Source organism: Pseudoalteromonas sp. NZS11_1 (assembly GCF_015864275.1).
Taxonomy (GTDB): Bacteria; Pseudomonadota; Gammaproteobacteria; order Enterobacterales; family Alteromonadaceae; genus Pseudoalteromonas; species Pseudoalteromonas arctica.
In genome coordinates, this window is the sequence record NZ_JADYXK010000015.1 from 50,219 (window position 1) to 67,824 (window position 17,606).

Below are 17,606 nucleotides of genomic sequence, written 5' to 3' on the forward strand. Positions count from 1 at the left end.
CATAACTAAAAAAGTCGACGCAATTAATTGCGTCGACTTTTTTGTTGCTCTATTTTCATCTGCTGTATTAATACAGCAGATGAAAATTATGAGTGATTTATATAATCATCTTTTTTATCACCAAGGTAGAGCTTAAGTAGCTTTTCAGGCGCACTTGGTAGGTGCACACTTAAAAGTAATCCTGGGGTGTGATTAAAGTTACTGTCAATTCCCATACAATGAAATTGAGCGCCTAGCTTATGATATTGCTTTAATAAAATCGGTATGTCTTTTTTATCTTCTTCTATTCCCATAACCAATGTTGATACATGATCTATGTTTAACGCGTGATCATTAATGAAGTCTTCAAACTCTGGATGAATTTTATTATTAAAAGGCGTATTGGCGCTAACACCTTGTTTATTATTAACCATAGCATGGTCAATGATTGCGACAGAACGAGGGTCGTAAAGCTTACTTAATGAAACCGTGCCATATAAAGTCCTATAACGTGGGTTATGCGCCATAAACGCACCGATCCCTTTAAATAGCAGTAATAAGCCATGGTAACTGCCTTGATGTTTTTGAACTATAAACGAGCGACCCATTTCCAAGCACGGCTGTTGTTGATTAATAAAAGAGGGTTCAAAATTAAACATTTGCGATAAATAAAGGGCGCTCACGTCGCTATTTTTTTGTAATAAATCAGTTTGTCCAATTCGATAAGCTCCAATGATCTCTTCATTTTTATGATCAAAAATAAATAAATGCATGTAGCTTGCGTCAAACTTATCGGTATCACATGGCTCGCCGCTTCCTTCGTTTAATGTACGAAAGGTTATTTCTCTAAGGCGTGTTATTTCAGCAACACAATTAGGTATTTGATCTTGATAACCGTAATAAACGGAGTAACTTTTGAAGTCTAATAAGTGCTGCTCGCTTGGTAAGCTAGCAAGTTCACTCGTCATTTTTGTTTTATCGACATCCTGCATAATCGCTTTTAGTTGCATTGATTGGGCATCGTCTTGCCAAGGTGTTACAAAGCGTTCATCGTTTAAATAGCAAAGCAGGCGCGCAATATCGTTAATGTCGTCAGTTTTCTCAAATTTATTTAATAACTTGGGTGTAAGTAAATTACCAGCACCTAAATTAATGGACCTTTTTTGAATTTTAAGTAATTCACGTATTAGCATTAATAATCTAAATCGGTAGTAAATACGTCCCAAATTGTAAAACATAGGGCTATTTTGACCACTAATAAACACAGGTAATAAAGGGGCTTGTGTTTTTAAGGCTAGTTGAGCCGCTAAGCGATTCCATTGACCGTCGGTTACACGTTGTTTTTTTGATTGAAAAAACGAAACCCTGCCAGCAGGAAAAACCACAAGTAAACCATCGTTATTTACATGTTTAAAACACTGTTTAATTGCACTGGTATTAATGGCTGCTTTTGGTTTTAGCGGATTGGCAAAAATAAAATAATCTTTAATTTCTGTAAATATTTTTAAACCAACGTTAGCCATTACTTTAGTATCGCTACGATAATGGGTGAGTAATTTGGCAATTATTACGCCCTCAATCATGCCATAAGGATGGTTACATACTACTATGCAAGGGCCTTGCTTAGGTATTTTGTTAATAACACTTTGTGCGCCAAGTACATTAATACCCAATACATTTAAAAGCTTTTCACTAAACTCCTGCTTATCTAAACCCGATAAATTATTAGAGAGGTATATATCACGCAGTTTATTTATACCTAATAAGCTATCGAGCAGTGGAGCGGCTACTTTTAATATATGACCCAAAGGCGAGGCTGTGTTTATTGCAGCCACACTTAGGTTTGATACGGGGTGGTTTAGTTTTGTCATATATTAGTACTCTTAAGAATTTAAAGCAGTTGTTATTAAGTGCTGTGTATATTGAGACCGAGGCAAAACAATATTATGTTCAAGAAAGGTTAATAAAGTTCGCTTTTTTATAATGATTAGATAAATTTTATAACTAAATCACCTGCTTTTTAGTGATAAGCAATTTAGTGTAGTTGAGATGAAAGCGTTTAATTATTAAAAAGTAAAATAATCAGAATTACAGTGCAGCTCTAATAGGGCTGTAAATAATGGTTTTAGTTATATATAACTACTTACAACTCAAAAACTAGACTTTTAGGCTTAATTAATGCTATTTAAGGTACATATTCCTTAATAGAAAAATCCCGCCTTTATGCTAATTACTTTGCCCGTGTCTGAGCTTACTCCTGGTATGTATGTTGATAGTGTTACTAAGCAACATGAAGGGATCAATAGCATAAAAATTAAGACCAGTGGCTTAGTACGCGATAGATCTATTATTAAGCGTTTAGTCTCTGAAGGGGTGCTTGAGCTGCTTATAGATTTTGCTAAAGGCGATGCCCCAGTTCCTGCCAAATATAAGCCTCAAAGCAAACCTAAAACATCTAATAGCCAGCAAAAAGCCGAAAAAACACCTATAGCAATCTCAATTGAACAAGAATTTGCTAAAGCGAGTGTCAATTACGATCAGCATGGCCGAAAGCTACAGTCGTTATACGGTGACTTAACATCTGGCCTGAGTGTTAATATAAAAGTGCTTGATGAAATAGCCAGCGAAATAGTCAGCTCAGTTTTTCGTAACGCCAACGCCATGACTATTCTTACTCGTATAAAAGATAAACACAGCTATAACTGGCGGCATATGATCAACTGCGCCATTTTTACCGCTGTATTTGCTAAATACTTAGGGTACAAAATGGCTGTTGTGCAAGAGCTTGCCATGGGCGCGTTACTTCATGATTTAGGCCAAGCTAAATTACCGCAGGGTATATTTTCAAAGCCAACTAAGGTTACTAATAATGAGCTCTTAGCGATTAAAAAGCATGTAGCTCAAGGTTTGGGTTTAGTTAAAGGCGAGAAGGGTATAACACCCCTTATGCTTGATATGATAGTGAATCATCATGAGCGCTTAGATGGCTCTGGTTATCCGCGAGGCCTACAGGCAGAGAAGTTAAGTCGTCCAGCGCGTATAATGGCAATTGTAGATGTGTACGATGCAATGACTGCCGATAGAATGCATCAAGATGGTGATGAACCAATCAACGCATTGCGGTACTTATTAGCCAATAAGCAATTGTTTGATGGTGAGTTAGTACAGCGTTTTATAAAGTGTTTAGGGGTTCATCCGGTAGGAACTATTGTAAAATTAACGAATGAACGTTTAGCCTTAGTGCTTGAAGGGAACGTATTAAATCCTATTAAACCTAAAATTAAGCTATTTTATAATGCTAAGCACAATCATCATGTTACACCGAAAGACATCGATTTAAGTGAGCACACCCAAGAGCTTAAAATACTATCAAGCGTTAAGCCCTTAGATTATCAGATTAATTTGTCTCGCCTGCTAAAAGAGCATTTGTTGAATTAGCCTTACTGCATTGCCTTTTTTTAGTTTGTTTTGCTGAAATAAATGCACCCAAAAAGCAACTTCCCATCAGTGTTAACCATAGCAAAGTGCCTAGCTCTACGTGCAATGCAAAACAACACAGGGCTAAAGAGATCAACGCATTTAACATTGCCCCTAGCCAATAATGGTTTACGGGATTATCGCATTGTCCTGCTTGAGTACAGGCGCAGTAGTTTGCTTTGTAAAAGCAAAACACACTCGCCCCACAAAATATTAGCCCTGTAATAATAAATAAAATGATCACAGTTTCACTTCCTTTGCGATTTTATAATGAGTGTAAGTGGCCGCTAAACCCAAGTCAATCTAAATGATAATTAATTACAGTTAGAGTGTTTGCTCTAATAGCACACTTCTAGTCCGATGAGTTTTAAATTACCGTTAATTTGTCGTTAAAATGTGGTTAAAAACCGGGTTTTTTGCTGTTTTTTGACACTTTCATAGAGTTTTTTACAAAAAATTAAGGTAGTGTAGCCAAGTTTTAAATCCTAATAACAACACACATAGTACCCAGACGGTCAGTTTGGTTAAGGACTCAACAATGAAATTTTCTAAAACTATTATTGCAGCTTCGCTTGCATTTGTTTCAGCTGATAGCTTTGCAGCTGCGTTTCAATTATCAGAGCAAAATGCATCGGGTTTAGGCCGTGCATACGCTGGTGAAGCTTCTATCGCAGACGATGCGTCTGTAGTTGCACGTAACCCAGCACTAATGACTTTATTTAAAGACAAGCAACTAAGTGTTGCTGCTATTGGCGTAATTCCAGATGTAAGTATTGAAGGCGAAAGTACTAATAACGGTATTAACCCAAGTGCATTAGATGACGACAGCATTGCACCAAGTGCTGTAGTACCTGCTATTTACTTTACTATGCCTTACAACGATAAAGTATCGATTGGTTTTGGCGCATTTTCTAACTTTGGTTTATCTACAGAGTTTAACGACGAATATGTAGCTGGCCAAATTGCTGGCGAAACAGAAATCTTTACTGTTAACCTTAATGCAAGCGTTGCTTATAAAGTAACTGAGCAATTCAGCTTTGGTATTGGTTTAAACGCTATCTATGCTGATGCAACTGTTATTCGTAAAGTGGGTGCTAATGCAAGCGGTATTGATTTTGGTGCTGATGCAGTAAATCTTCAAGGTGATGATACTGGTTTTGGTTTAAACGTTGGTTTAATGTACCAGCTAGATGATAACAGCCGTTTTGGTTTTAACTATCGCAGCGAAACAGACATCACATTTGATGGTGATTTCTCAAACGAGTTACCAGTAGGCGGTACTGGTGGTGCTAAGTTTCCAGGTGCTGTTGATCTAACACTACCAGCTATTGCTGAGTTTTCTGGCTCACATCAGCTAGATGACAAGTTAGGCTTACATTACAGTGTATTATGGACAGGTTGGAGCAGTTTTGAGTCACTAGAAGCACAAGTGACACTACCAACTGGTGATAAGTTTGTTGCGTTTGAAAAGCAAGAGCAGTTTGATGACTCTTTCAGATACTCTGTAGGTGCTGATTACCAACTAAACGAAGACTTATTACTTCGTGCTGGTGTAGCATTTGATGAGTCTCCAGTATCGCAAACACACCTTTCTATCTCTATTCCAGATACAGATCGTTTTTGGTTCTCGTTTGGTGGTAATTACACAATCGATAAACAATCAAATGTAGATTTAGGCGTGAGTATTATTCGTGGTAAAACTCAAACCTTTACTGAAGCAGATGACTCAGGCAGCCAATGGGGCTTCGAGTCTAAAGGCCACGCGGTATTACTTGGCGCTCAGTACAACTACAAGTTCTAACATAGAAGTGCTTTGTAGTTAAATGCAAGGCACAAAAAAGCCGCTCACTTATTAAAGTGAGCGGCTTTTTTAATGCCTGTTTAATAAATGCTAAACAGACATAATAACTAAAATTATAAACTTTCTATTTTAGTTTTTTGCTCAAGTAGCTTAGTTTTAGCATCGCTAAACTCAGCCAGTTTTGCATTTTCTTTAGCAAGCACGGCTTCAGGCGCATTATTAACAAACTTTTCGTTAGCAAGTTTGTTTTGCACTTGTGCTAGGCCTTTTTCTGCTTTTTCGAGTTGCTTATTAATACGTGAAAGCTCGGCTTCTACATCAATTAAGCCTGCCATTGGGATCATGATCTCAAGGTTGCCAACATAAGATGTTGCACATGCTGGTGCGTCATCTTTGTTTTCAAGCATTGTAAACTCTTCAATTTTTGCAAGGGACGCTAAAAATGATTTGTTTTCTTCAATGCGGCGCACGTCGTCGCTCGATGCATTAGCAAGTAAAACGCTAAGCGGTTTACTTGGGCTAATATCCATTTCACCACGAATATTCCGAATAGCTAAAATGAATTGTTTAACCCACTCTAAATCTTCCATTGCCTTAGCATCAACGCTTGCCTCGTTATATACAGGGAACGGCTGAACCATAATGCTGGTGTTCTCTGTTTCAAGGCCTGCAAGTGGTGCAACACGTTGCCAAATAGTTTCAGTAATGTATGGCATCATTGGGTGCATTAAACGCAGTAAGCTTTCAAGTACCGTTATTAACGTATGGCGTGTACCACGTTGCTGTGCTTCATTGCCTTTAAACAATACTGGTTTAGTTAGCTCTAAATACCAATCACAAAATTGATTCCAAGTGAATTCGTAAAGCGTGTTAGCAGCTAGGTCAAAACGGTAGTTATCTAGGTGTTCTGTGTAGGTTTTAACGGTAGCTTCGTATTGACCTAAAATCCAACGGTCAGCTAATGAGAACTCTTTATCAGCATCGTTTGCAAAACCACAATCGAGCTCTTCTGTATTCATTAATACGTAACGGCTCGCGTTCCATAATTTGTTACAGAAGTTACGGTAACCTTCAAGGCGGTTCATATCCCAGTTAATATCACGACCGGTAGATGCCATTGCAGCAAGGGTAAAGCGAAGGGCGTCGGTGCCGTGTGCTTCAATACCGCCTGCAAATACTTTACGCGTATCTTTTTCGATTTTAGCGGCAAGTTTTGGCTGCATCATGTTACCAGTACGTTTTTGTACTAGGTCTTCAAGTTCAATGCCGTCAATCATGTCTAGTGGGTCAAGTACGTTACCTTTTGACTTAGACATTTTATCGCCATTGTCGTCACGTATTAAGCCAGTTACATATACGGTTTTAAACGGAACTTGTGGTTTGCCATTTTCGTCTTTTACAAAGTGCAGCGTCATCATAATCATGCGTGCAACCCAGAAGAAAATAATATCAAAACCAGTTACCAACACGTCAGACGGGTGGAAGGTTTTTAAATCATCGGTATTTTCTGGCCAACCTTGTGTAGAGAAAGTCCAAAGCGCTGATGAGAACCACGTATCAAGTACGTCTTCGTCTTGGCTTAGCGTTACGTTATCTGCAATGTTGTTTTCACGGCGTACTTCAGCTTCGTCGCGACCAACAAATACGTTACCTTCATTGTCGTACCAAGCTGGGATACGATGACCCCACCAAAGCTGGCGTGAAATACACCAATCTTGTACGTCGTTCATCCACGAGAAGTACATGTTTTCGTATTGCTTAGGTACAAATTGAATATCGCCGTTTTTAACAGCGTCTTTTGCCGGTTCAGCAAGTGGTGCAACACGTACATACCATTGGTCGGTAAGTAGTGGCTCAATTACCACGCCAGAGCGATCGCCGTAAGGAACCGTTAAACCATGGTCTTCAATTTTTTCAAGTAGGCCTAGTTCTTCAAATTCAGCCACAATTGCTTTACGCGCTGCAAAACGATCAAGCCCGCGCAAGCGCTCAGGAATTGGCGCATCAAACTCAAGCTCTTTACCGTCAAAGGTGTATGTTTCACCTTGGGTTAAAATAGCGGCGTCTTTATCGAAAATGTTGATCATCGGCATTTGATGACGCTTGCCCACTTCGTTATCGTTAAAGTCGTGCGCTGGGGTTATTTTTACACAGCCCGTGCCTTTATCTTTATCGGCATGTTCGTCAGCAACAATTTTAATACGACGATTAACGATAGGTAATAAAATCTCTTTACCGATTAAATCTATGTAGCGTTCGTCATCAGGGTTTACTGCAACACCCGAGTCGCCAAGCATGGTTTCTGGACGAGTTGTTGCTACTACTATGTAGTCTTTTCCGTCTTGCGTTGTAACGCCATCAGCCAGTGGGTAACGTAAGTTCCACATGTGGCCTTTTTTGTCTTTGTTTTCAACTTCAAGATCAGAAATAGCAGTGTGTAATTTAGGATCCCAGTTTACTAGGCGTTTACCACGATAAATTAGGTTTTCTTTGTGAAGGCGTACAAACACTTCTTTAACGGCTTCAGATAGGCCATCGTCCATGGTAAAGCGTTCACGATCCCAATCAACCGATGCGCCAAGGCGACGAAGCTGCTTGGTAATAGTGCCGCCCGATTCTTTTTTCCATTCCCAGATTTTATTAATAAAATCTTCGCGGCCTAAATCGTGGCGTGTTTTGCCTTCTTCGGCATGCAGTTTACGCTCAACTAACATTTGCGTTGCAATACCTGCGTGGTCAGTACCTACTTGCCATAATGTGTTGTTACCTTGCATACGTTTAAAACGCGTTAGGGTATCCATTATTGTATCTTGGAAGGCGTGGCCCATGTGTAAGCTACCAGTGACATTTGGCGGCGGGATCATAATTGAATATGGTACGCCTTTGCCAGATGGCTTAAAGTAGCCTTTTTGTTCCCAGTCTTGATATAGAGACTGTTCAATATCTTGCGGATTGTAGGTTTTATCCATTACACAGAACCTTAAATAAGTACTTAAATTAGTTGGTTAGTTTGCCTGATTGGCTAGCTATTAATATCTTGCGTGGTGAGATTGGCACCGAGTTGGCGTAGCTTTTTAAAACGCTCACGGGCTGCTTGTTTAGCCGCTGCTTCTACGGGTACAAAATCAAAAACTTGGTTAAACCGACGAATGTAATCCGGTAACTGAGTAGCCAAGTTAATTAAAACTTTACGATTGCCAACAGGTGGCGTAATACCAATTTCTACAGGTGCGCCGCCTTTAGGGCCTTCACCTTGTAAATTATGTGGCACAAAACTATCTGGATCGAATGCCCAAATTATTTCATCAATGGCACAGGCTGCTTCGTTATCGTTAACACAAATAAACACACGCTGCCCATTTCGATACTGATCGGCCGCAATTTGAGCAGCCAAAGCAAAATGATCGTCAGCCTGGGCTTTAGACTCATCTTGTTGCTTTAGAACGAAAAATTTAGCGTTCATGTTCATTGTATCGGGGTTTCCCATGACATTGAATGTATACCAAATTGATATACATAAATTAAGAGGCAGATTTTGCCATATAACGGGGTTTGCTTCAATTAATACACAAATAAATAAGGCGCCAAATGGCGCCTTATAAGTAGTTAAACCGTGTGTTTAATCTTGAGCGGCTTCACTTACGCCAGCTCTATTTAATAAATACTGAGTAAGCATTGGAACAGGACGACCCGTTGCGCCTTTTTTAGCGCCACTGCGCCACGCTGTACCCGCAACATCTAAATGCGCCCAATGATACTTTTTAGTAAATTTAGACAAGAAACATGCCGCAGTAATAGTACCCGCAGAGCGTCCACCTAAGTTTGTAAAGTCAGCAAATGGGCTTTCTAGCTGATCTTGATAGTCATCCCATAACGGTAACTGCCATGCACGGTCGCCACTTTGCTCAGACGCTTTTAATAAATCGTGTGCAAGTGGGTTATGGTTTGATAGTAAACCAGTCGCATGCGCGCCAAGAGCTACAATACAAGCGCCAGTAAGTGTTGCTACGTCAATAACGGTATCTGGATTAAAGCGTTCAACGTACGTTAGTGCATCGCACAATACTAAACGACCTTCAGCGTCGGTGTTTAACACTTCAACTGTTTGCCCCGACATTGTTGTTAAAATATCACCTGGGCGATACGCGTTTGAGCCAGGCATGTTTTCACAGCCAGCTAAAACACCAATAACGTTAATTGGCAATTGCATTTGTGCAAGTGCACGCATTGCGCCAATAACACCTGCAGCGCCGCCCATGTCGTATTTCATTTCGTCCATGCCTTCGCCTGGTTTTAATGAAATACCGCCTGAGTCAAACGTTAAGCCTTTACCAACAAGTACAATAGGGGCTTGGTCGTCAGCGGCGCCTTTGTAGTTAATAATCGACATAATTGATTCGTTATCACTACCTCGGCCAACAGCTAGGTAAGAATTCATACCTAGTTCTGCCATTTGCTTTTCGCCAATAATATCAACAGTGATGTTGTCAAAATTAGTTGCCAACTCTTGTGCTTGCTCGCCTAAGTACACTGGGTTACAAATATTTGGTGGCATATTAGCCACGTCTTTACACAGCTTACTACCTGCAGCAATGGCTAAACCATGCTCAATGGCACTTTCGCCAATCGTTAGTTCGCGTCGTGTTGGTACGTTAAACACCATTTTACGAAGTGGACGACGAGGGTCTACTTTTTTACTTTTTAATTGGTTAAACGTATATAAGCAATCTTGCGTTGTTTCTACTGCTTGACGAACTTTCCAGTAAGTGTCGCGACCTTTAACGTGTTGCTCTGTTAAAAAGCAGACTGCTTCCATAGAGCCTGTTTCGTTTAAGGTATTAATAGTTTTAGAAATAATTTGTTTATATTGCTTATCATCAAGCTCGCGCTCTTTACCACAACCAACAAGCAATATACGCTCGCTTAATACATTAGGTACATGATGCAATAATAAAACTTGGCCTGGCTTACCTTCTAAGTCGCCACGGCGAAGTAAATTAGAGATATAGCCATCACTAATTTTATCGAGTTGTTCACCAATGGGGGATAACCTACGTGGCTCGTAAACGCCAACCACAATACATGCGCTGCGCTGTTTTTCTGGGCTACCACTTTTTACGTTAAATTCCATTGTCACTCCTGATTTTGAGTCATTTAAGTTAGTAAGTTGGGGCTAAAAAAGTATTTTCTAGTCTTATCTACGTAACTTATGTGCGGATAATTCTTATTTTAGCTGATTTTGTTAGACTCTTACTGTGTAATTGAACTTTATATGCTTAAGGGCTACTAATGCAACATTATATCGTGCACTTAGGTAGGATAATTAAATTTGATGGCTTATAATAATAGCCTATTTGCCGGTATTAATTGGGTAAAATAGCTATTTAACTATTCAATTCTCACTATCGTAGTGAAATTCCATGTTTAACAGGGGCGAGCATTGCTAATTTTCCGTTATTTGACCGCTGAGGTTTTAAAATCGCAGGTCGCCGTATTTTTAACTTTAATGACAATATTTTTGTCACAAAAGTTAGTTGGTATTTTAGGTGATGCCTCTGAGGGCAGCATTCCTGCTAAATTAGTGCTATCGATGATTGCACTAAAGCTTCCACAACTGGCCTCGCTAATACTTCCGCTGAGTATATTTTTAGGCATTATTTTGGCTTACAGCCGTATTTACGCCGATAGCGAAATGACCGTACTTAAAGCCTGTGGCGTAAGTGAATGGTATGTTGTGCGCGTAACGCTTATATCAAGCGTTGGGCTTGCCATATTAGCCGCTGCATTGACTATGTATATAGCGCCGTGGGCAAGCGAGCAAGAGTATCAATTGAAAGAACAAGCCAAAGCCGATGCAGGGTTATCTGCACTCAGAGCTGGGCGGTTCCAAGAAACCGGTAACGAAAAAGCCGTGGTGTTTATTCATAATATTGAAAAAGGCGGCAAAGAGCTCAATAAGGTATTTGTTGCACAGTTACCTGATAGCGAAAAAGGCAATCTAGCGCGCTTAGTATATGCACAGCAAGGTGTTGTGGTTGAAGCTGTAAATGGTGAGCAACAGCTAGTGCTTACTGATGGAAAACGTTACGAAACAGACGGCACAACGCCTGCACTTAATTTAACAGAATTTGATGGTTATAGCGTACAAATACGAGAACAAGAAATAGAGCATCAACGCCGTAAATTAGAGGCTGTGCCAACTAACCAATTATTGGCTATAAATACTCCTGAATCTATTGCTCAATGGCAATGGCGACTCGCTATTCCGTTATCAATCCCACTACTTACCTTACTGGCAGTGCCGCTAAGTGTGGTTAATCCTCGACAAGGTAAATTTGCAAAACTAGTACCTGCTATTAGCTTGTACTTAGGCTACTTTATTTTACTAAATGCCGCTAAATTTGCAGTTGAAGATGGCAAAATCCCGCCTTCAATCGGCTTGTGGTGGATTCATCTAAGTGCCTTGTTTATAGGTGGGTTATTAATTATAAAAGGGCGACCGCTGGGCGCTTGGCTTAAAGCCGTAGTAACTAAGCGGGAGTTAGGCTCATGATGAAAACGCTTGATTGGTATTTAGGCCGCAGTATTTTACAAACTACCGGCTTTGCATTGTTGGTACTTGTTGGTATTAGCACCTTAATTAAATTTATCGACCAGTTAAAGTCGGTAGGGCGCGGCAGTTACGATTTAATGACTGCAATGCTTTACACGCTTTACACAATACCTGGCGATTTAGTGGTTTTTTTTCCGATGGCTGCGCTAATTGGTGGCTTAACGGGTTTAGGGGCACTTGCCTCAAACAGTGAGCTGGTAGTGATGCAAGCCGCCGGTATGTCGCGCTTACAAATAATTGGCTCTGTGATGAAAACTGCCATATTTATGGCTGTATGCATGATGGCTCTTGGCGAATGGGGTGCACCTGAAGCGCAATTACACGCTAAAGAAATGCGTAACCAAGCAATACATGGCGGCGATGTGTTTAATACACAAAAAGGTGTATGGGCTAAAGACGGCAATAATTTTATTAATATTGAAGATGTTGATGAAAACGGCAGGCTCAACGGGGTACACATGTACCACTTTGATAAATCGTTAGAGCTTACCCAAATTACTAAAGCAAGAGATGCACTGAGCCGAAAAGAAGGCTGGCTGCTTCGTGACGTAAATAAGGTTATTATTACTAGCGAAAAAACCACAACCGAGCAATTACCAGAAGAGTTTTACCCTTCGCAACTCACAGCTGAAAAGTTAGGGGTTGTTTCGGTAAAACCGGAGTCACTTTCATTTACTGGGCTTTGGTCGTATTTAAGTTACTTAGAGCAAAACGAACAAGACACAAGTACCTATGAGCTTGCTCTATGGCGTAAGTTGATGCAGCCAGTATCTGTTGCGGTAATGCTGCTGGTGGCGCTCTCGTTTATATTTGGCCCACTACGTACCGTTACTATGGGCGCACGTATTATTATGGGTGTTGTAACGGGGATTGTGTTTCACTTAACTAATGAAATATTTGGCCCTGTAGTTATGGTTTACCAAATACCAGCCATTATAGGTGCGGTATTGCCCAGTATTATATTTATAGGCTTTGCGACATATTTGATGAATAAACGGGTATAGAGTACCTATTCAAAGCATTAAAAAGGGTGACCACTGGTCACCCTTTTTGCTTTTTAACTACTGCTTAGTTACCGCTTAACTCACGATTTGAAAAGTTGGTATTAATCAAGCTCACTATAAATACGTCTGTTTTCTTCTTTAGTAAGTGCAATAACTTCTGTTTTAGAGATGTAATCTTGCAGTGCTTTTTTGTTTTTAAAATCTACTAACACCACCAAATTACCTAAACCGAGTAAAGCGCTAACGCTGCGGATAATTGATTGCGGCCAGCTAATTAAATTACCCTCAATAGTTTGTACTTTTAAACGCCATGCACGCATGCCAATGGTTTGCCCGCTTTTAGTCCAAAAGTAGCCAAAAAATACTAAGGTAACAATAATTAAAAGAGCGGTACGAATACCCGAAAGAAGATTTGAATTTTGAATAAAGGCAGATACATCCTCTGCGCCATTTAAACTAATTACATCGAGAGAAATAAGCCCTTGTACTGCAAATAAATACAGCACTACAGTTAACATCGCAAACGCAATAATGGCTAACGTATCGTAAACTAACGACGCAAAACGGCGCCAAAAACCAGCACGTGGAAACTCACCCGACATAAATACACTCTCACTATTAATATGCGAGCTAGTTTAGCAAAAAAGCTTACAAATACTAAGACATGTTAATGCTTAGAGAGGGAATTGATTTTATTGCTTTAAGTTATTACCTACAGGGGAAATGAAAAAGACCCTGCTATTGGTAGCAAAGCCTTTTAATTTATAGCGGATTTAACCTAGCTTTATAGCAAGGTATTTTATGTCGTCACCACTTATTTGCGGTAAAAAATAAATATCGCCGTATTTAAAATACTGCTGCGAGTTAATTATTACGGCCTGCGCTGCTTGAGGCAATGAATCGTAAGTTTGGCCCAAGCTATAATCATTCACATTCCCCACTTTTATTGCCTGATTAAGACGGGTTGGTGGCTCATCAACCACTGTATAACCGTCATTATTTGCGACGTAATACACGTTTTGATATGTGTAGTAGGTGGTATTGTGATGCTTAAAATGCCTGTAATTTCTTGGTAGCGTATTTATACGCAGGCCTCTAGGTGGCGTAACTACATGGTAGCCTCTTTTAGCTTTACGGTAGTAAAGGCCGTCGTTAAACGTAAACGAAATACCATTAAATCTAATCGATGCGCTATTGCGTGGTAAATGGTTTATAAATCGATTTTGTCTGTAAGCGACTGAATTATTATGGTTTGTTAAGTAGTTATATTTGCGCTGGTTGTAGCGGTATTGTTCACGCTTTTCCTGCTTGTACTTAGCAAGTTTACGTTTTTCTTGCTTACGGTCTTCTCGTTTTTCTTTTTTATGCTCAATACGCTGCTTTTTTTCATGGCGGCGTTCATCGCGTTTATATTCAACACGTTTGTCGTGGTCACGTTTAAAGCTTTTATCATTCTCTCGCTCGTTTTGTGCTCCAAGCGCAGAGCCTGATACTGCGCCAATGGCGAGCAGTGCAGGTAGTAAAAAAGTAAGTTTCATAGTATTGCCTCGTTTATGTTTTTACATAACTGGGTTCAATACTAGCGGTTCAAACTGAATGTTAACTGACATACAACAGCAAACGGAGCTATGCTTACAGCTTTTTACATTTTACTGACGGTTCTTGACATAATATCTAGTTTTTGACGATTTTTAAGGGTAATTCTGTTCTTTTTAAGGGGGGTTATTACGAGAGATATTTTAATAATACTGCTATTAAATTATATATTTGGACTTTTTTGTTGTGCTTAGAAAACGTTATTTCCGTGCATTTTTAGATGGGAAAATACCAATAATAGAGTTTAAATGGTGTAAAAAGCTAAGTTTGCGGCACGTTGTTTATTGCCGCAAACATGACTTTATATTTTAAAGTACGCATCTATCTTTTAATAAATTTAAGGTTTGGGTGATACGTTATGGTATTAACTTTAACAAATGCTGTGTTATTAACGTTTCTTTTAACAACTTTAACTGGAACATACTTGATTACCTTAGTTTGGTTAATTTTTTTCAGTTCTCGTTTTAGCTGAACCTTTTTATATTCTTGCTTTGTATATCTATCATGTGGTGCTGCAAATGCAGAACTAGATAAAGTGCCAATAACTAATAGTGCAGGTAGTATAAATGTAAGTTTCATAATATTGCCTCGTTTGTGGTTAACATGGCTAGTATTGACGTTTGAAACTGAATGCCAACTGCATGTAAGGGCAACTGTAGAGAGGCTTTACACCCTTTTACTTATCTTTACTGTTCTTGACGCTAATACCAATTCGCAGTAATACTTAATCAATTTGAGAGATTAAATCTAACGCTCACTCTATTAAAAAATGACTGATATATGGCTGCATAAATGCAGAAGGTAGAGAAATGAAAGAGCAATTGTCGAGAACAACTAATAACAAATTCAGCAGTGTTATCAACACCGTTTTCTTACCTCAAAACAGGTAGCTTAATTAAGCTACCTGGTATAAAACCGTATTGGTTCTATACCAATTCCATATATCGTTTAGGTTGACTACTTTTGATAAAAAGGATAATCGCTATAACCGACTTCAGTACCGCCATACATAGTGGCTGCATCGGCCTCGTTAAACGTCCAATTATTCGCTATACGCTCTGGTAAATCAGGGTTAGCTATAAATGGGCGACCAAATGCAAATAAGTCACCGTAACCTTCACCTAAAATACGTACCGCTTTTTCTACTGTGTATTTACCAGCATAAATAATGCGACCTGAAAATTCAGCTCGTACTGCTTTATAAAATTCTTGTGGTAAATCAGGAGCATTTTCCCAATCAGCTTCCGCTATTGATAAGTAAGCAATGCCAGCTTGCTCAAGCACTTTAACGGCTTGTACATAAGTATGATGAGGGTTTGATTCTACAAGTCCTAGATACACTCGTGTTTCATCTGTGCTTTCAAATAAAGGAGCAAAGCGAACACCTAAACGATCAGAGCCTACAACGTCACTTACCGCTTCAACTATCTCTTTTAAAAAGCGCAGGCGATTACTAAGCGTTCCACCGTATTGATCGTCACGGTTATTAGTATGTTCAGAAATAAACTGATTAACTAAATACCCGTTAGCACAATGAAGCTCTACGCCATCAAAGCCTGCTTCTAGAGCATTACGTGCAGCTTGCGCATACATGTTTACCAGCTCGCCAACCTCAGTAGTACTTAGTGCACGGGGGGCACTTGGGTCAGCCAATGCGCCTTCACCAGGTGCGGTTTCAATAAATACTTTTACGTTGTCAGCAATAATATCTGAAGGGCCAACCGGTTTACCTGAATTTGGTTGTAGTGTGGCGTGCGATACGCGCCCTACATGCCAAAGCTGAGCAAAAATAACACCGCCTTTAGTATGTACTGCATGTGTTACTTTTTTCCAGCCTTCAATTTGTGCTTGCGAGTGAATACCTGGGGTCCAAGCGTAACCTTGTCCACGAGGTTCTATTTGTGTGCCTTCGGTAACCATAAAACCAGCCGATGCCCGCTGCGCATAATACTCAGCCATTAATTCATTAGGAATATTGCCAGGCTGAGTGCTGCGAGAGCGAGTAAGAGGTGGCATCACAATACGGTTTTTAAGTGTAAAAGGGCCAAGCTCAATTGATGAGAATAAAGGGGCGGTATTAACTAATTCTGATTTCATTTTAAATTCTCTTATAAAGCAAACAAAGGCTTAAATAGTGGTTAAGCAACATTGGCAGCATAGAGATTTAAGGATACAATTTGAAACAACACTTTTTTGTGCAGCATACAATTATGAATGGTATTAGTCGGCTCGATATAAAACAGTTAAGAGTACTCAGTAGCTTATTAGAACTGCAAAATCTTTCGCAAGTAGCCAAGAAAATGGGGTTAACGCAACAAGCTATTAGTGAGCAACTACGAAAACTACGAGACTTATTTGACGATCGCTTGTTTATTCGCCAAGGTAATAACATGGTTGCTACTCCTAAAGCGCAAGGACTCAAGGCGCCTGTTAATCATATTTTAAAGCAATTAGAATCGTTACTAGAGCCCGAGCTGTTTAGTCCGCAAACTTATAAAGGTGTGTTTACCATAAGCGCAACCGACTACGCCACGCAGGCTTTATTGCCGCAATTATTTAATATTACCCGCCGCGAAGCGCCAGGTTTAAAGCTGATTGTGCGCGACTTTGCGTCTGACAACGTTAATCAACTTATAACGGCAGGCGAGCTTGATTTATTGATTAGCTTTCCAGAATTTATACCCGACAATCTTTCTTATATCACTTTGTTTGAAGAACAGCATTTGTGTATTACCGGTATAGGTAATACTACTTACACTGAACCTTTGAGTTTGGCGCAATTTGCAAAGCATTCACAGCTAGTGGTGTCGCCATCGCGCGCTAATTTGCGCGGATCGCACGATCGGTGGTTTGAAAGCCAAGGGCTAAAACGTAATATTGTAATGTCGGTACCGAGTTTTTCAGCAGTGCCCGATATTTTACATACTACTGATATGCTAGCGTTTTACCCATCAAGATTATTACCAAACAGCAAAGTTAAACAGCTAAAAATAGAAGCTCTGCCTCCTACATTTAAAGTAATAGCCGCATGGCATCCGCGTACCAATAACAGCCCAATCCATAAATGGTTGATAGAGCAGCTGCAAAACCTATAACAGTAAACTTTAATGCAAGTATTAATGTAAGTATTAAAGCA

The 17,606-nt window shown here is 39.7% G+C and carries 14 protein-coding genes; 5 read left to right on the plus strand and 9 right to left on the minus strand.

Annotated features, from left to right (window positions below):
- Nucleotides 1–86 precede the first annotated feature (86 nt).
- Complete coding sequence (locus tag I6F44_RS11995; protein ID WP_101216773.1) at nucleotides 87–1,850, minus strand: lysophospholipid acyltransferase family protein; 1,764 nt, start codon at nucleotides 1,848–1,850, stop codon at nucleotides 87–89.
- Between the two features lie 352 nt (nucleotides 1,851–2,202).
- Here I6F44_RS11995 and I6F44_RS12000 point away from each other — a divergent pair, with 352 nt between their 5' ends.
- Nucleotides 2,203–3,417: an HD-GYP domain-containing protein gene (locus tag I6F44_RS12000; protein ID WP_007587289.1), complete on the plus strand. Its 1,215-nt coding sequence runs from the start codon at nucleotides 2,203–2,205 to the stop codon at nucleotides 3,415–3,417.
- Here the strand turns inward: I6F44_RS12000 and I6F44_RS19620 are convergent.
- Complete coding sequence (locus I6F44_RS19620) at nucleotides 3,377–3,700, minus strand: hypothetical protein (protein ID WP_024600722.1); 324 nt, start codon at nucleotides 3,698–3,700, stop codon at nucleotides 3,377–3,379. The genes I6F44_RS12000 and I6F44_RS19620 overlap by 41 nt on opposite strands.
- Nucleotides 3,701–3,994: 294 nt before the next feature.
- Here I6F44_RS19620 and I6F44_RS12005 point away from each other — a divergent pair, with 294 nt between their 5' ends.
- A complete protein-coding gene (locus tag I6F44_RS12005; protein WP_197173834.1) occupies nucleotides 3,995–5,257 on the plus strand; it encodes an outer membrane protein transport protein in 1,263 nt (420 codons plus the stop codon).
- 113 nt (nucleotides 5,258–5,370) lie between these two features.
- On the opposite strand, the gene I6F44_RS12010 is transcribed toward I6F44_RS12005, so the two are convergent.
- The 3 genes from I6F44_RS12010 to pepA all read right to left on the minus strand — a co-directional run bounded on the left by I6F44_RS12010 (nucleotide 5,371) and on the right by pepA (nucleotide 10,388).
- Entirely contained in the window at nucleotides 5,371–8,226 is a 2,856-nt protein-coding gene (locus I6F44_RS12010; RefSeq protein WP_197173835.1) for a valine--tRNA ligase, read from the minus strand.
- Between the two features lie 53 nt (nucleotides 8,227–8,279).
- Nucleotides 8,280–8,726, minus strand: a complete 447-nt coding sequence (locus I6F44_RS12015) for a DNA polymerase III subunit chi (RefSeq protein ID WP_197173850.1) — start codon at nucleotides 8,724–8,726, stop codon at nucleotides 8,280–8,282.
- Between the two features lie 150 nt (nucleotides 8,727–8,876).
- Complete coding sequence (gene pepA, locus I6F44_RS12020; protein ID WP_007587283.1) at nucleotides 8,877–10,388, minus strand: leucyl aminopeptidase; 1,512 nt, start codon at nucleotides 10,386–10,388, stop codon at nucleotides 8,877–8,879.
- Between the two features lie 309 nt (nucleotides 10,389–10,697).
- Here pepA and lptF point away from each other — a divergent pair, with 309 nt between their 5' ends.
- Both lptF and lptG read left to right on the plus strand, forming a co-directional pair.
- A complete protein-coding gene (lptF, locus tag I6F44_RS12025; protein ID WP_007587281.1) occupies nucleotides 10,698–11,810 on the plus strand; it encodes an LPS export ABC transporter permease LptF in 1,113 nt (370 codons plus the stop codon).
- Nucleotides 11,807–12,874 (plus strand): LPS export ABC transporter permease LptG, encoded by a 1,068-nt coding sequence (gene lptG / locus I6F44_RS12030; protein WP_007587278.1) that lies wholly within the window; start codon nucleotides 11,807–11,809, stop codon nucleotides 12,872–12,874. The genes lptF and lptG overlap by 4 nt, the downstream gene beginning before the upstream one ends.
- A gap of 101 nt (nucleotides 12,875–12,975) precedes the next feature.
- Here the strand turns inward: lptG and I6F44_RS12035 are convergent, their stop codons facing one another.
- From I6F44_RS12035 to I6F44_RS12050, 4 genes are all read right to left on the minus strand, one after another.
- Nucleotides 12,976–13,476, minus strand: coding sequence for an RDD family protein (locus I6F44_RS12035; RefSeq protein ID WP_024589715.1), 501 nt, complete (start codon nucleotides 13,474–13,476; stop codon nucleotides 12,976–12,978).
- Between the two features lie 171 nt (nucleotides 13,477–13,647).
- Nucleotides 13,648–14,412, minus strand: coding sequence for a DUF6515 family protein (locus I6F44_RS12040; protein ID WP_024589716.1), 765 nt, complete (start codon nucleotides 14,410–14,412; stop codon nucleotides 13,648–13,650).
- Nucleotides 14,413–14,791: 379 nt separating this feature from the next.
- On the minus strand, nucleotides 14,792–15,049 hold the full coding sequence (locus tag I6F44_RS12045; protein WP_197173836.1) for a hypothetical protein: 258 nt from the start codon (nucleotides 15,047–15,049) through the stop codon (nucleotides 14,792–14,794).
- Nucleotides 15,050–15,427: 378 nt separating this feature from the next.
- On the minus strand, nucleotides 15,428–16,567 hold the full coding sequence (locus tag I6F44_RS12050; RefSeq protein ID WP_197173837.1) for an alkene reductase: 1,140 nt from the start codon (nucleotides 16,565–16,567) through the stop codon (nucleotides 15,428–15,430).
- Between the two features lie 80 nt (nucleotides 16,568–16,647).
- Here I6F44_RS12050 and I6F44_RS12055 point away from each other — a divergent pair, with 80 nt between their 5' ends.
- Nucleotides 16,648–17,565 (plus strand): LysR family transcriptional regulator, encoded by a 918-nt coding sequence (locus tag I6F44_RS12055; RefSeq protein WP_197102782.1) that lies wholly within the window; start codon nucleotides 16,648–16,650, stop codon nucleotides 17,563–17,565.
- The last annotated feature ends 41 nt before the right edge of the window (nucleotides 17,566–17,606 follow it).